This is a genomic window from Isoptericola sp. GX10416 (assembly GCF_056590155.1).
Genome location: NZ_JBWPVO010000011.1, coordinates 116499 through 130368, shown reverse-complemented (window position 1 = coordinate 130368; position 13870 = coordinate 116499). Strand labels below are relative to the sequence as shown.

13 protein-coding genes, 1 tRNA gene and 1 pseudogene are annotated in these 13870 nt (G+C 68.1%); 9 read left to right on the top strand and 6 right to left on the bottom strand.

Translation table 11 applies throughout. The annotated features are described in order from the left end of the window. Positions 1–142: 142 nt before the first annotated feature. A pseudogene (locus tag ACWAT2_RS15505) lies at positions 143–1267 on the bottom strand (ISL3 family transposase); the annotation flags it as partial. Between the two features lie 374 nt (positions 1268–1641). Between ACWAT2_RS15505 and ACWAT2_RS15500 the strand changes: the two are divergent. Further along, positions 1642–2943, top strand: coding sequence for an AAA family ATPase (locus ACWAT2_RS15500; protein WP_402373995.1), 1302 nt, complete (start codon positions 1642–1644; stop codon positions 2941–2943). A 248-nt stretch (positions 2944–3191) separates the two neighbouring features. Here ACWAT2_RS15500 and ACWAT2_RS15495 read toward each other — a convergent pair whose 3' ends face one another. Then, positions 3192–3704 carry a hypothetical protein gene (locus ACWAT2_RS15495; RefSeq protein WP_402373997.1) on the bottom strand — a complete coding sequence of 171 codons (513 nt, stop codon included), beginning with the start codon at positions 3702–3704 and terminating at the stop codon, positions 3192–3194. A 116-nt stretch (positions 3705–3820) separates the two neighbouring features. Between ACWAT2_RS15495 and ACWAT2_RS15490 the strand changes: the two genes are divergently transcribed. The 5 genes from ACWAT2_RS15490 to ACWAT2_RS15470 all read left to right on the top strand — a co-directional run bounded on the left by ACWAT2_RS15490 (position 3821) and on the right by ACWAT2_RS15470 (position 7682). Beyond that, entirely contained in the window at positions 3821–4171 is a 351-nt protein-coding gene (locus ACWAT2_RS15490; RefSeq protein WP_402373999.1) for a hypothetical protein, read from the top strand. 3 nt (positions 4172–4174) lie between these two features. Continuing rightward, positions 4175–5857, top strand: a complete 1683-nt coding sequence (locus ACWAT2_RS15485; protein ID WP_402374001.1) for an FtsK/SpoIIIE domain-containing protein — start codon at positions 4175–4177, stop codon at positions 5855–5857. Continuing rightward, entirely contained in the window at positions 5817–6038 is a 222-nt protein-coding gene (locus ACWAT2_RS15480; RefSeq protein WP_402374003.1) for a helix-turn-helix transcriptional regulator, read from the top strand. The genes ACWAT2_RS15485 and ACWAT2_RS15480 overlap by 41 nt, the downstream gene beginning before the upstream one ends. A 121-nt stretch (positions 6039–6159) precedes the next feature. Then, positions 6160–6549, top strand: a complete 390-nt coding sequence (locus ACWAT2_RS15475) for an HNH endonuclease (protein ID WP_402374005.1) — start codon at positions 6160–6162, stop codon at positions 6547–6549. Between the two features lie 221 nt (positions 6550–6770). Beyond that, positions 6771–7682 carry a tyrosine-type recombinase/integrase gene (locus ACWAT2_RS15470; RefSeq protein WP_402374007.1) on the top strand — a complete coding sequence of 304 codons (912 nt, stop codon included), beginning with the start codon at positions 6771–6773 and terminating at the stop codon, positions 7680–7682. A 67-nt stretch (positions 7683–7749) separates the two neighbouring features. On the opposite strand, the gene ACWAT2_RS15465 is transcribed toward ACWAT2_RS15470, so the two are convergent. The 3 genes from ACWAT2_RS15465 to ACWAT2_RS15455 all read right to left on the bottom strand — a co-directional run bounded on the left by ACWAT2_RS15465 (position 7750) and on the right by ACWAT2_RS15455 (position 11172). Further along, positions 7750–7823 (bottom strand) — tRNA-Pro (locus ACWAT2_RS15465). A gap of 101 nt (positions 7824–7924) precedes the next feature. After that, positions 7925–8827 carry a metallophosphoesterase gene (locus tag ACWAT2_RS15460; RefSeq protein WP_402374009.1) on the bottom strand — a complete coding sequence of 301 codons (903 nt, stop codon included), beginning with the start codon at positions 8825–8827 and terminating at the stop codon, positions 7925–7927. An 11-nt stretch (positions 8828–8838) separates the two neighbouring features. Further along, positions 8839–11172, bottom strand: coding sequence for a transglycosylase domain-containing protein (locus ACWAT2_RS15455; RefSeq protein ID WP_402374011.1), 2334 nt, complete (start codon positions 11170–11172; stop codon positions 8839–8841). Positions 11173–11312: 140 nt separating this feature from the next. On the opposite strand from ACWAT2_RS15455, the gene sp36 reads away from it, so the two are divergent. Both sp36 and ACWAT2_RS15445 read left to right on the top strand, forming a co-directional pair. Continuing rightward, positions 11313–11474, top strand: a complete 162-nt coding sequence (gene sp36 / locus ACWAT2_RS15450) for a Sp36 family protein (protein ID WP_171783411.1) — start codon at positions 11313–11315, stop codon at positions 11472–11474. 8 nt (positions 11475–11482) lie between these two features. Continuing rightward, entirely contained in the window at positions 11483–11950 is a 468-nt protein-coding gene (locus ACWAT2_RS15445) for a RidA family protein (RefSeq protein ID WP_402374014.1), read from the top strand. Between the two features lie 285 nt (positions 11951–12235). Here ACWAT2_RS15445 and ACWAT2_RS15440 read toward each other — a convergent pair whose 3' ends face one another. Then, entirely contained in the window at positions 12236–12913 is a 678-nt protein-coding gene (locus ACWAT2_RS15440) for a Crp/Fnr family transcriptional regulator (RefSeq protein WP_106266234.1), read from the bottom strand. A gap of 199 nt (positions 12914–13112) precedes the next feature. Here ACWAT2_RS15440 and nth point away from each other — a divergent pair, with 199 nt between their 5' ends. After that, positions 13113–13844: an endonuclease III gene (nth, locus tag ACWAT2_RS15435; RefSeq protein ID WP_402374016.1), complete on the top strand. Its 732-nt coding sequence runs from the start codon at positions 13113–13115 to the stop codon at positions 13842–13844. The last annotated feature ends 26 nt before the right edge of the window (positions 13845–13870 follow it).

The window sequence follows — 13870 nt, the reverse complement described above, 5'->3', positions numbered from 1 at the left end:
CGTCAGGGTCTCGGTCCGTTCGGCCGCCTCGACATGCACGCCGAGCAGGCCCGACTGCACGTCACAGCGGGAGCACGGATCGGTGATGGTGGGCGCGTCAGCGCACCCCGTAGCGTCGCACGCACCCACGGAGTGGGGCGATTCTCAACGTCCGCCCGAGCGTGACGAGCTCGCTCAGGGCCGCCGGAACGCCGCGGGCCACCGAGTCGATGACGGCGACCATCAGGGCGCGGCCGTGTGCGCGGTCGTGGTGGCGGTAGGCGGTGATCATGCGCTGATAGATGCCCCAGGTCGCCTCGACCTCCACGTGCTCCTCGATCGCGAACAGGGCCTCGATCCTGGTCGTCTGCTTGTCGGTGAGCAGGTCGGCGCCGGTGTGCAGGGTCCGTCGTGCGCGGTAGAGCGGGTCCTTGGCGCGGCCGCGGTGGCCGTGCAAGTCGAGTTGGACTCGGCGGCGGCAGCGGTCCAGGGCATCACCGGCCAAGCGCACGACGTGGAACGGGTCCATCACCGCGGTCGCGTCGGGCAGCTCTTCGGCAGTGGCGGTCTTGAACCCGGTGAAGCCGTCCATCGCGACGACCTCCACCTGATCTCGCCAGGGCCTGGGTCGGGCGGCCAGCCACTGCTTGAAGGCCTGCTTGGAGCGCCCCTCGACCATGTCGAGCAACCGGGCGGATCCGGTGCCGTCGCGGATCGGGGTCAGGTCGATGACCACCGTGACGTACTTCTCGCCGCGGCGGGTATGCCGCCACACGTGCTCGTCGACTCCGATGACGGCCACGCCGTCGAACCGGGCCTCGTCGTCGACCAGCACCCGCCGACCTTCGGCCAGGACGGCGTCGTTGGCGGTGTGCCACGCGATCGCGAGGGCCTCGGCCACCCGCGCGACCGTCAGATGCTGGGTGACCAGACCCACCAGGGCCCAGCGCACCGCCGCCCGCGACAGCTTCGCCCGCGGCTCGGCCGCCCTCGACGTGTCTTGCCGCCACACCCGCCCGCAGCTCTCGCAGCGGTAGCGGCGCACCCGCACCAGCAGCGTCGTCGGCCGCCACCCGAACGGCTCATGCGCCAGCCACCGAGACACCGTCCCACGCGGCGTGCCCTCGGCCCCGCACTGTCTGCAGAACGCGTCGTCATCGCGCGCGACCACGCGGCACTCGAGCACCGCCCGGTCAGGCTCCAGATGCTGCCCGACCACGACGAGACCGAGCTCGTCCAGGCGGCAGAACGTCGTCAGGTCAGGTGTGCAGAAGGTAGCGTCGTCCACGTCGAGGTCTTCCGGATGGGCAGAGTGAGAACTCCCATCCTGGGGGACCTCGACCCATCCCCGGCCAGATCAGCCAGCCAGCGCTACACCCTCATCTGCGTTGAGCCATATTCCTACGTTCCTACCAGTCGGCGACCCGACCGGGACGTAGGGAGCCGGCGAGGGGGAGGGTGGGGGCCCGGGACCGGCGCGTGCGCCGCACGCGCGGGGCCCCACCCTCCCCCTCGCGGGCCCGGCGTAGCCGGGCCCCTTGACCCTGTATCGAAAGACTCGCCTCATCTTCCGCCAGGTGGTTGACGCCCCTACGGGGCAAGTGGGCGCTGGCGAGTATCCTCACTCGAGGAAGACTTCATCTAGCAAGCAGGGCGGGGACAGTGTCGGATCGCAGCTTCGTCGCAAACGCGTTCGTGCCCTCTAAGGAGATCGCTGACCCGCACCGCTTCGCTGGACGTCGCAGCGCGGTTCGGCACCTCGCGGAGGCTCTGCACGAGGATCGCAGTCTGATCGTCATCTATGGCCCGCGCGGCATAGGGAAGTCAAGCCTGGCCATGCAGGGTAGTCGCATCGCTCAGGGCGACGTCGAGTTGCTTAGCCAGGTCGAGTACGAGGATCTTGCGCTTACTGGTGAGCATCGGTTCATCACGTTGTATGTGACATGTTCCGACGCAACGAAAAACCTCAAGGGCATCCAGCGGCTGATGCTCAATTCCATTAGTTCACTCAAGCATAGCCTCGATAGTAAAGTACCCGGTGCGGGGCGCGTCTTGGTTGATCGCAAGACTCGCCGCAAGGTGTCGTTCAAAATCTTTGAAGGCGAGACGACCAAGTCCTACGACGAACAGGTCAAGGAGCTTGACCTCAGCTTGTTCTCGCTTGCTGAGAAGATCGAACGCCTCGCCGAGACTTTGACCGACGTGTTCGGCCAGCCAGTTCTCTTCATACTCGACGAGGTCGATCGTGTGGCCAATACAAAGGGCCTCGCAAGTTTCCTCAAGTCGTACTCGAGCGACCATCTGCGGTTCGCGCTTGTTGGTATCGGAAATACGGTCGAGGACTTGCTTCAGGATCACGAGTCGATCGGTCGACCGCTTCAGCCAGTACGACTCGGGGTGATGAAGCGAAGTGAGTTGATGTCGATCGTCGAGCGCACTCAGGCTTACCTGGCCGATGCCGATCAATTCTTCGAGTTCACGGATTCGGCACAGCAGGAGATTGCTCGTCTGGCCGGCGGATTCCCTTGGTTTGTCCATGTGATTGGCAAGGAAATCCTTCTCGACGCCTACGACGAAAGTCGAAGCGGGATCGAGAAGGCTCACGTCACAGCGCTCCTGCGAGACGGCAAGATTTGGAAGCGGCTCGCTCCGATTTTGGAGGCGCGCTATCACCGTGCGGTGAAGGATTCTTGGCAACGGGAATGCGTGCTTCGGCTTCTGGCCGAGTGGGGGGATGAGAGTATTCCGACAGGAGGAATATACCCGCAGGCTCGCACCCTCGGCGTGAGCAACCCGTCCGCATACCTTGGGCACCTGACGAAGGAAGAGTGCGGTCGTGCGGTACGGAAGATTTCTCGTCAGAATCAATACGCGTTCGTGGACGAGATGTTCAAAGTGTATGTCCGAATGCGCCCCTCGACGTACGAAGACGTAGACAGGCGGGCGCGCGCTGCGATGTCTTAGTTGATGGGTGCGTCCTTTGTGCGTTCTCTAGTGAAGAGTCGAACTACTCAAGAACTCCGTGCCTGGCGCTACGGCCCGCTGTCCGAGGAGTCCACTCGCTGGTGCTCGCCGGGGAGGGTGGCTCGGCACGAGGAACCTGGTCGCGTTGCCGCCCGCGGCGGGTTTCCGCTGGTGAGAGCTCGACGCAGCTACTGACAGTGTCGTCACCGATCTCCCGTGTCGTGCTGGTAGTACCGAGTCGGCCGCGATCAAGCGTTGTCGGCGTCTGCTTCGTAGACGAGAGGCGATCGCGCGTCTTGCCGAGAAGCGAGGGCGTCTCGAACGGACGCCGCGATGTCGCCGGGGATGCCGTTCTGCTCGAGTTGGACCTCGAGGCGGTCCGCTCCCGGATCGTCCTCACCTGTCGTGTTGAGGTGCCACAAGGTGGGAAGGCCGGGAGGTATGCCCGCGTCACGGGCATTCCGGGTCATGCGGGCGACAGTCGGGGCGCTGACGTCTAGGACCCTCGCGATCTCCCGTGTGCCCAGGCCCGCGTCTTGAGCCACGCGGGCGAGATGACTGCGCACCCAGCGCAGGTCCTCCTCGACAGAGTCCAGTGACTGAAGGATGCGCATCGCCCAGGTCTGCGCGTCTTCGTCATGCTCGTCGTCGTCGTCAAGTTCCGCAGCGTTGACGGAGTGGCGGATCGCTTCGAGGGCGGCCAGGAAGTAGGCGCGATCGGTCGGGTCGACCGGATCAGAGGGCTTCCACTTCTGGGTCACGGGACCAAGACTACCGCCTCAGCGCAACACGCCCGGAAAGGGGGCTTGCCATACGTGTAACGTAAGCGTTACGGTTGTGGAGTCCTGATTCACGATGACGACTCTGGAGGCATGAGATGGCACTGAAGGCAGCTACGACGGTCGTTCCGGCGGACGGCGTCTACACGTACACGGCCGTCCAGGTCGAGGCGAAGCTCGATGGTCTCGGGCCGGCGGCACAGCAGAAGCAGAGCAAGGAAGGGGTGCCGCAGTGGACCATCGACGTCCTGCGAGTCGGTGGTGACGCGGCCACGGACCTGATGTCGGTGACGGTGCCGTCTCCCGCCCGTCCGGAGGTTCTGGGGCCGGTGACCTTCAAGGGGCTTCGTGCGGGTCTGTGGCTCGGGGAAAAGCCGCGTCAGGGCGGGATCTACTGGCAGGCAGACGCGGTGGTGCCGGCTAAGGGCACGCCGCCGCGCGAGGGCTGATCGATGGGTGCCGCGCTGTTCGTCGTGTCGGCGATGGCTGTTGGGGTACTCGTGTGCGTGGGTATCGCCAGCCTCGTTCGGAAGGCCGCGCCCCGCTTGCTGGTCGCGGTTCGGGTGCACGTGTTCGGCATCGCGTGGACGGTCGCTGTCCTGGTCGGCTTCATCGCCTGGCCCGACTACGCGATCCTCGTCCTTGCAGCGGGGATAGGCGGGTGGGTCTGGCTCGCTGTTCGGGGCCGTCGACGTCGTAGGGCACGGAGGTCTGTGGCGAATCCCCGGAGCGATCGTGGGGCTGTTTCCGCAGCGGAGGATCCGGATGTGGTGGTCCTCGCGACTGTCGGCGCGGCGTGGGCTGAGGCGTGTGCCAGCGTGGGGCTCGCTGTCACCGATTACCGGTTGACCGAGTCTCTGCGTCGAGCGCGCTCCGGGCAGTCCTCGACCGCGGGTGGTTGGGCCGCCGTAGTCGAGGAGGCGTCCTCGGCGCTCGTGCGCAGGACCCTCATGCAGTCCCCTGGGGCTGTCGTGCAGGGACGCGCCGTCGTTGCGACGCCACTCGTCCTGGACGGCCACTCATCGCCGGTCGGGCCGGTCTTGGTGGTGTCGATGCTGCCGGGCCTGACCCTCGGCGACTACCAGGTACGGACCGACGCCCTGGCGCACACACTGCACGTGCCTGGACTGTCGGCATCGCAAAGTGAGTCAGAGAGGGCCGCGGGGAGGGTATCGATCGCGATCAGACTTCGAGATCCTCTTGCTGCTCCAGTCGAGGTTGCGGAAATGCCTCCGGCGGATGACCTGACGGCGGTGCCCGTAGCGCTCGGAGAGGACGGTCGCTGGGTGACACGGTCGCTCGCGAACGTCTCCGGCGAGGTGATCGGTGGCGTGCCGGGCTCGGGCAAGACCGCGGGCGTGACCGCGGGCGTGACCAGCCTGCTGTGCCGGCTTGCACAGAACCCGTGTGTGCAGTTCGTCGTGATCGATGGGAAGGGCGGTTCGGACCTCTCGTGGATCGAGCCGCGGGCCGCGGTGTGGACGAACGAGGACGAGGATCTGGCGAGCGTCAGAGCAGTGACCGAGGACGTCCGGACCCTCCTGCGTCAGCGGCTTCGTACTCAGATGCCCGAGCGTGGTGCGTCGAACTTCTGGGACCTGCCGCTGGTACCGGAACACCCGCTCATCGTGGTGCTCGTCGACGAGGTGCAGACGTTCACCGATACCCGCGGGATGTCTAAGGACGCGAAGGCAGCTGCGGAGGCGATTACCGCCAACCTCGTGAACTGCGTGAAGAAGGGACGTTCGGTGGGGATTCTCGTCATCGTCATGACGCAGAAGCCGACCTCGGATGCCCTGCCGACGTCGCTTCGGGACAACGCGAGCATCCGTACGGCCTTCCGCGTGCTTACCCGAGAGGCCGCCGTGGCAGTGCTGGGCGACGCCGTGAACACCGCTGCTGTATCCCCGACGGAGATCGCTCGCTCGACCCCGGGCATGGCTGTCGTGGCTGATGAGTCCGGAGACCTGATGCGGGTTCGGTTCCCGTACGTGAGCGAGCGGGTAGCGGCAGACATCGCTCGGAGCACGGCTTCGATGCGCAGAGCGCTCACTACCGAAGCAGGTGACGGGATCGAGACGGAGGGGAGTGGAGATGTCGACCACGAAGACACGACTGCTCGTCGGGCTTTCTGACATCGCCAAATTGGCGGGGGAGTCCTACGAGAAGGTGCGCCGGATGGAGCGCGACGGTCTTCTGCCAGAGCCGTTCCTTCCGAAGCCGTACCGCTCGAGGTGGCGGCGGCGAGACATCGAATCGTGGCTGGGAATCGATGAGGAGGTGCGAGATGGGCAGGATGTTCGTTCCAACGCGTGAGGAAGCGGTAGCCGCATGGTCCTCGGTGCGCCCCCACCTGGTCAGAGTTCCGAAGAAGGGCTACGCGCTGCCTGGGCTCAAAGCGGACTGTCTGACGAGGAGGGGAAGCTCGGGCTACCCCGTGACTGCGATCGGTGACCGCAAGCAGGTGAAGCTGTCACGGATTGCGTACCTGGCCGAGGTCGGGGACATCGACCCTTCGGCGACATGCATCCGGCACCTGTGCCACAACCCGGCGTGCCTCGAGCCAACGCACCTGGCTACCGGGACGGACGATGACAATGCGCAAGATCGCGCGCGCGCCGGCCTCGGCAACATCCCCTTCCGGAATGGGACGTGCAGCCGAGGGCACGATGTCACGATCGAGGACAACGTGTACCGGCGGAAGTACAAGGGCGGTGATGGTCGCAAGCGCTCTCGCGCTACGTGCGCGGTATGCCAGCGCGGCGTCCAGCGCTACAAGAGCGCTGCAGCGTATGACGCCGCTCGCCGTGCCGGAGAAACCGAATGAGCGTCCAGCGGCGCCCCGACGGTCGTTGGCGGGCTCGCGTGAAAGTCGGAGGCGTCGAAGTCGCCAGCAGGATCTTCGACCTCAAGCGTGAAGCAGAGCGCTGGGAGTACGAGCAGCGTCAAGAGGCGCGCGCTGCCCTCGGTGGTGCGTGGACTCCCCAGCGTGGCCGTACGTCTCTCGGGGCGGTCCTGGACCGTTGGCTTGAGAGCCGACAGGGCACGGTGGCGGAGACGACGGCGGCGACCGACCGCTGGATGATGCGCCACGTTCCTGACGCCGTGCGGAAGAAGCAGGTCGGGCAGCTGACGGGCTCCGACGTCTCGAGCATGTATGCGTCCCTCATGCAGGACGGCATGAGCCGAGCGACCTGCCGTCGAATGCGCCAGTCCTTCAACTCGGCGCTGTCCTGGGCTGAGCGACAGGGCTATGTGCGTGCGTCTCCGGCCCGTGGCGTCACCGAGCCGAGAGGAACGGGGGCGGACGACCGTCGCGAGATCCGGCCAGTCCGCGAGGACGACCTCCGGCAGATGGAAGCGCGCCAACGGTCGATCGCAGGCCAGTACGCCGACCTGACGATCTTCGCCTGGGAAACCGGCCTGCGATCGGGTGAGGTTCGAGCGCTCCGCGTGCGGGACGTCCTCGATGTGCCGATCCCTGCGCTGTGGGTCACCCGCTCGGCACCCGATGGAGCGTCAGAGATCCGGACCACCACGAAGGGCGGTCGAGGGCGTCGGGTGCCGTTGACCCCGCGCGCTGAGCAGATTGTCAAGCGATGGGCCGAGGGTAAGAGCGGCGATGCTCTGCTCTTCCCGAACGCCGCCGGCGACCTGCTGACGCACCGGGGGATGCTCCGGCGTCTGCGGTGGCACAGCGTCGGAGAGCGTGCCGGGACCGGACTTGGTTTCCGCTGGCACGACCTGCGCCACGGTGCCGCCGTGCGATGGCTCGTGTCGGGCATGGACCCGAAGACGGTTCAGGCCTGGCTCGGGCACGCCAGCGCGACGGTGACCCTCGATCGGTACGCCCACTACGTCGGTGTCGATGCCGACCGCGCAGCACTCAAGCGCCTCGCGGCCCTCGAACTACGGGGGCACGACGGGGGCACAGAGCCCACAGGGGCCATTCAGAACTAGCCGGAAAAGGAGGAAGGGCGGCCCCGAAGGACCGCCCTACCTGGGCAAACGTTGCCGTTCGCCGTTGTCGGGGTGACAGGATTTGAACCTGCGACCTCTTCGTCCCGAACGAAGCGCGCTACCAAGCTGCGCCACACCCCGAAGGACTGCACCCGCTCTAGAGCCGACCCGGAGGAAGGCCCCCGTGTGCGGAAGCCTGCTCAGAATAGCCGACGATCGCCCGGGAACGAAAACCGGATCCGCTACCGCGAGGTGAACGTGATCAAGGTCGCCTCCGGCCGGCACGCGAACCGCACCGGCGCGTACGGCGAGGTCCCGGCCCCGGCCGAGACGTGCAGCCAGGTGGAGTCCTCGCCGTCGGGCGTGTCCGGGCGGGCGCCGGGCCAGCCGTGCAGCCCCTTGGCGCGCCGTCGGTCGATGTCGCAGTTGGTCACGAGCGCCCCGTAGAACGGTACGCAGAGCTGGCCGCCGTGCGTGTGCCCCGCGATGATCGCGTCCGCGCCGTCCTCGTGCATCTGGTCGAGCACGCGGGTGTACGGCGCGTGCGTGACGCCGAGCCGGAGCAGCGCGCCGTCGTCGGGCTCCGGCGTCGGGTCCGGGAAGTCGTCAAGGCCCAGGTGCGGGTCGTCGACCCCTGCGAACGCGATGCGTCGTCCGTCGACGACGACGGCGTCGCGCCGGTTCGTCAGGTCGGCCCACCCTGCGTTCGCCATGGCCGCGGCGAGCTCGGCGGCCGGGAGGTTCGGCGGGTTGAGGGTGCGGGGGCCGGAACGTGTCCACAGGTAGCGGGCAGGGTTCTTCGGCTGGGGTGCGTAGTAGTCGTTGGAACCCATGACGAAGGCACCGGGGACCCGCTCGAGCAGTGGTTCCAGGGCGTAGAGCAGCGGGCCCAGAGCCTCGCGGTGCGCCAGGTTGTCGCCGGTGTCGATCACCAGGTCCGGCTCCAGGGCTGCCAGGGACCGCACCCAGGCGATCTTGCGGTGCTGGGTCGGGGTCAGGTGCAGGTCGGAGACGTGCAGCACCCGCAGGTCGCGCTCACCGGGTGGCAGCACCGGGACGGTCACGTGGCGGACGGTGAAGAGCTTGGTCTCCAGGTGCGCGTACGCGAGCCCTGCTGCGGTGACGGCGGCGACGCCGCCGAGCACCCCGCGGGCGCTCAGTCGTCGCCCCCGCCGTTGCCGCCGCCAGGTCCTCGGCCGTTGCCGGGGCCCCCGTCGTTCCCGGGTCCGTCGTCGTCGCCGCCCCCGTCGTCGTCGCCACCGTCATCGTCCCCACCGTCGTCGTCACCGTCGTCGCTCGACGGCGGGGGAGCCGTCACGGGCGGCGAGCCGATGAGGCTCTGGTCGGGGGCGCCGAAGTCCTTGACGGGCATGCCCTCGACGGCCACGTCCATGTATTCCTTCCACGCGGGCGCGGCGACACGGGAACCGTACATCGGCATGTGGGTGACGCCATTGACGGTGATCGGCACGGTCGCGTGGTTCTCGTGCGGGTTGTCCACCGACCCGACCCAGACAGTCGAGGCGAGCTGCGGTGTGAACCCGCTGAACCAGGTCTGGGCGGCCAGCTGGGAGGTACCCGTCTTGCCGGCGACCGGACGGCCGTCGGCGAGACCGCCGAGAGCGCGTGCGGTACCGGTGCCGCTGAACACCTTCTCCATGGCGTAGACGACGGTGTTCGCGATGTTGCTCGGCAGGGCGTTCTTGTCGCACTTGGCCTTGGGGACCTCGTAGCCCTCGCCGTCAGGCCCAGTGACCTCCGTGATCGCGACCGGGCTGCAGAAGGTGCCGCCGGAGGCGAGCGTCGCGTACATCGAGGCCAAGTTCAACGGCGAGGACTCCTGGGTGCCGAGCACCATCGGGGCCTGGACGTCGACGTCCGACTTCTTCGCGTTCGTGAGAGGTCCGTGGTTCGGCTTGCTCGTGGGCCGGAAGCCCATGTCCCAGGCGTTGTCCGCGAGGTCGCACAGGTTGATCTCGTAGCCCATCGACGCGTACGCGGTGTTCACGGACTCGTAGGTGGCTCGCAGCACCGAGATGTTACCCGCAGTGTTGCCCTCGGCGTTCGCCGGCGTCCACGGCTCGGCACTGGTGAGCCGGGTGCACGGCGCGTTGAAGTTCTGCGGCCAGCGACCAACCTTGTTGGCAGTCACCGTCTCGTTCAGGGTGTGGCCCTCGCGCAGCCACTGCGCCAGCACCACCGGCTTGAAGTTCGAGCCGGGCTGGAAGCCTCCGGACGCCCCGTGGATGTAGTCGGCGTTGTAGTTGACCGTCGTGTCCCGGGACGCCTTCCCGGCGGCCTTCGTCCCCGTGTAAGGGACGTTCTGCGCCATCGCCTTGATCTGGCCGGTGCCCGGCTCGACGGAGACGACCGACGCCTCGAGGCCGCTCGCGTCGTCCGGCGGGATGTTGTTCTTGATCGTCTTGTGCGCCTGGCGCTGCATCTTCATGTCGAGCGTGGTGTGGATCTCGAGTCCCCCGCGGTAGAGGAGCTGGTTGCGGTCGGCGCGGGTCTCGCCGTACGTCGGGTCGAGGAGGATCTCCTTGATGACGTAGTCGCAGAAGAACGCCGAACCCTTTGCCGACTGGCAGCCGGCCGACACCGGCTTCACGTCCAGGGTGTCCTCGAGCGGCGTGGCCTGGGCCTCCTCGCGCTCGTCGGTGGTGATGTACCCCAGCTTCCACATGTTCTGCAGCACGAGGTTGCGGCGCTCCTCCGCCTGCTCCGGGTGCTGGGTCGGGTCGAACTGGCTCGGCGCCTTGGTCACACCGGCGATCGTGGCCGCCTCGACCGGCGTCAGGTCGCTGGCCGACTTGTCGAAGTAGAAGCGAGCGGCGGTCTCGACGCCGTAGATCTGGTTCTTGCCGTACTGCGCCACGTTGAGGTAGCCCTGGAGGATCTCCTCCTTGGGCATCTTCTTCTCGAGCGCGATCGCCATCTTCGCCTCGCGCAGCTTGCGGTTGAGCGAGTCCTCGTGGGCGTCGATCACCGCGAACGGGTCGTCGGCCTGCAGCGCCGCCTCGATCAGCATGTTCTTGACGTACTGCTGCGTGATCGTGGAAGCACCCTGGGTGGCCTGGCCGCTGAGGTTGTTCACCGCGGCGCGCGTGATGCCCTTCGGGTCCACGCCGTGGTGCTCGTAGAAGCGCTCGTCCTCGATGGCGATGGCCGCGTGCTGCATGTGCTCGGAGATCTCGTCGAGCGGCACCACGATGCGGTTCTGATAGTAGAACGTCGCGAGCAGCTTGCCGTTGCTCGCGTAGATGCGGGACTGCTGGGACAGCGGCTGCGGCTCGAGCTCGGCCGGCACGTCGTCGTACATCTCGATGGTGCTGTCGGCCGCGGCGTTGGCCCCGGCGACCGCCGGGATGACGAACCCGGCGGCGAGCACGCCACCGGCGCCGGCAGCCAGCAGGAAGGCGAGCAGGAGCGCGACCATCTGGGTCGCGGGGATCGTGCGCGTCACGCTGCGCGGCTCAGAGTTCGCCATGTTCAAAGCCTAGAGGGTCGCACCAACCGGGCCAGCCGATCCGGGCGGCGCGCGTGTGCAGGTCCTGTGGAGCGCTGGTCGAGGCGTTCGAGCCTCGTGTCCGAGGCGTCGGATTCACCCGCTCGGGCTACCATCGCCGCATGGCTACCACGTGGGAATACGCGACCATCCCCCTCCTCATCCACAACACCAAGGCGATCCTGGACCAGTGGGGTGCGGACGGCTGGGAGCTCGTGCAGGTCGTGCCCGGCCCCGACGGCACCGGGCTGGTCGCCTACCTCAAGCGACCCTCCGGCGAATGAGCGCGGGCATGAGCGTCGAGACCCGCCTCACCGAGCTGGGCATCACCCTGCCCGACGTCGCGGCACCGGTCGCGGCATACCAGCCGGCGATCCGCTCGGGCAGCTACGTCTACACGGCCGGCCAGCTCCCGTTCGTGAACGGCGAGCTGCCCGCCACGGGCAAGGTCGGCGAGGGTGACGGCCTGGTCGACCCGGCCACGGCCACGGACCTCGCGCGCACGTGCGCACTGAACGCGCTCGCGGCGGTGCGCTCCGTCGTCGACTCCCTCGACGACGTCCGGATCGTCAAGGTGACCGGGTTCGTCGCCAGCGACCCGTCGTTCACCGGGCAGCCGGGCGTCCTCAACGGTGCCAGCGAGGTGCTGGGGGAGATCTTCGGCGACGCCGGCACGCACGCGCGCTCCGCCGTCGGCGTCGCGGTCCTCCCGCTCGACGCCCCCGTCGAGGTCGAGCTGATCGCCGAGCTCACGCGGTAGCACGGCTCGGTTCCGCGCTGGGGACGACGACCCTCCGCACAGTCGCGTTCACGGGCGCGGGGCGCCCTCCACTTCGGGATTGACGACCGTGCGGAGGGTCGCCGTCCCCAGCGCTCCGTCGTCCGCTCCAGCCGAGCACAGCGCGACAGAGGCGGTGTGAAGAGCAGGAGACGAGGCCCTCCCGGGTCCGGTCGTCTCTGCCCCGAAGTGGAGGGCGCGCAGCGCCCGTGAACGCGACCGGACCCGGGAGGGCCTCGCCTCCTGCGTGAGCAAGCCGGACGAGGCTCAGCGAGCCCTTCGCTCCAGGCGGTCCAGGTCGAGGAGGACGACGGCGCGGCCCTCGCGGCGGACCCAGCCGCGGGTCGCGAAGTCGGCCAGCGCCTTGTTGACCGTCTCGCGGGAGGCGCCCACGAGCTGGGCGAGCTCCTCCTGGGTGAGGTCGTGGGCCACGCGGACGCCCTCGTCGTTGGGCTCGCCGAACCGGTTGGACAGGTCGAGCAGCGCCTTGGCGACACGGCCGGGGACGTCGGAGAAGACGAGGTCCGCGAGGGTCTCGTTGGTGCGGCGCAGTCGGCGGGCCAGGGCGCCGAGCAGCGTCGTGGCGACGTTCGGGTGCGCGGCGATCCACTGGACGAGCGCCTGGTGGCGCAGCTCGTAGCACAGGGCGTCCGAGACCGACGAGGCCGTGGCGGTGCGGGGGCCCGGGTCGAAGAGGGACAGCTCACCGAACATCTCACCGGGGCCGAGGATCGAGAGCAGGTTCTCGCGGCCGTCGCTGGAGCGGCGCCCGAGCTTGATCTTGCCCTGCGCGATCACGTAAAGGCGATCGCCCGGCTCTCCCTCGCGGAACAGCACGTCCCCGCGGGTCAGCTCGACGGGGATCATGGACTCGAAGAGCGCCTTCGACTCTTCGCTGTCCATGTCCGCGAAGAGGGGGGCGGAGAGCACGACGGTGTCGTCCACAGGAATCCTCACGTTCTCAGATGCCGTCCGCACGGGACGGTGCTGTCTCGAAATGTGTTCCAGGTCTCAGTGTGCCTCACGCAGGGGCCTCCTGCCTGGAACGTCGGTCTCGGGTGGCTCCCGGCGAAACGAACGGGCGACCGCCGCGGTTCCTGACAGGAGCACGGACGTTGTCGGAGGTGGCCGATACGCTGCCGAGGTGACCGCCGAGAAGCCACAGCAGCCTACCCCGACGGGGGAGTCGCCTCTGGCACTGGTCCGCCGTGCGCGCCGCATCGACCGGGTGCTGGCCGCGACGTACCCGGACGCGCGTGCCGAGCTCGACTTCACCACGCCCCTTGAGCTGCTGATCGCCACGGTGCTCTCCGCGCAGACGACGGACGTGCGGGTCAACGCGACGACGCCGGTCCTGTTCGCCCGCTATCCCGACGCGGCCGCGCTCGCTGGTGCGGATCCCGCGGAGATGGAGGAGATCCTGCGCCCGCTGGGCTTCTACCGGGCGAAGACCCGCGCGGTGATGGGTCTCGGCCGCGCTCTGGTGGAGCGGTACGACGGCGAGGTCCCGCCTCGCCTGAAGGACCTCGTCACGCTGCCCGGCGTCGGGCGCAAGACGGCGAACGTGGTGCTGGGCAACGCGTTCGGCGTCCCGGGGATCACCGTCGACACGCACTTCGGGCGGCTGGCGCGGCGGCTGGGCTTCACGACGGAGGAGGACCCGGTCAAGGTGGAGCACGCCGTCGGAGCCATCTTCCCGAAGAGGGACTGGACGATGCTCAGCCACCACCTCGTGTGGCACGGGCGGCGGGTGTGCCACGCCCGTCGTCCGGCCTGCGGAGCGTGCCCGGTGGCGCGGTGGTGCCCGTCGTTCGGCGCGGGGGAGACCGACCCGGTGGCGGCGGCGAAGCTCGTCCGCACGGGCGGCCGGGCCTGAGCGCAACTACCTCGGCGGATGCCGTC

Bases quoted from the DNA above. Each gene is read 5' to 3' on its own strand.
- ACWAT2_RS15455 (WP_402374011.1), bottom strand. From the start codon at position 11,172: ATGGCGAACTCTGAGCCGCGCAGCGTGACGCGCACGATCCCCGCGACC.
- ACWAT2_RS15490 (WP_402373999.1), top strand. From the start codon at position 3,821: ATGGCACTGAAGGCAGCTACGACGGTCGTTCCGGCGGACGGCGTCTAC.
- sp36 (WP_171783411.1), top strand. From the start codon at position 11,313: ATGGCTACCACGTGGGAATACGCGACCATCCCCCTCCTCATCCACAAC.
- ACWAT2_RS15445 (WP_402374014.1), top strand. From the start codon at position 11,483: ATGAGCGTCGAGACCCGCCTCACCGAGCTGGGCATCACCCTGCCCGAC.
- ACWAT2_RS15485 (WP_402374001.1), top strand. From the start codon at position 4,175: ATGGGTGCCGCGCTGTTCGTCGTGTCGGCGATGGCTGTTGGGGTACTC.
- ACWAT2_RS15480 (WP_402374003.1), top strand. From the start codon at position 5,817: ATGTCGACCACGAAGACACGACTGCTCGTCGGGCTTTCTGACATCGCC.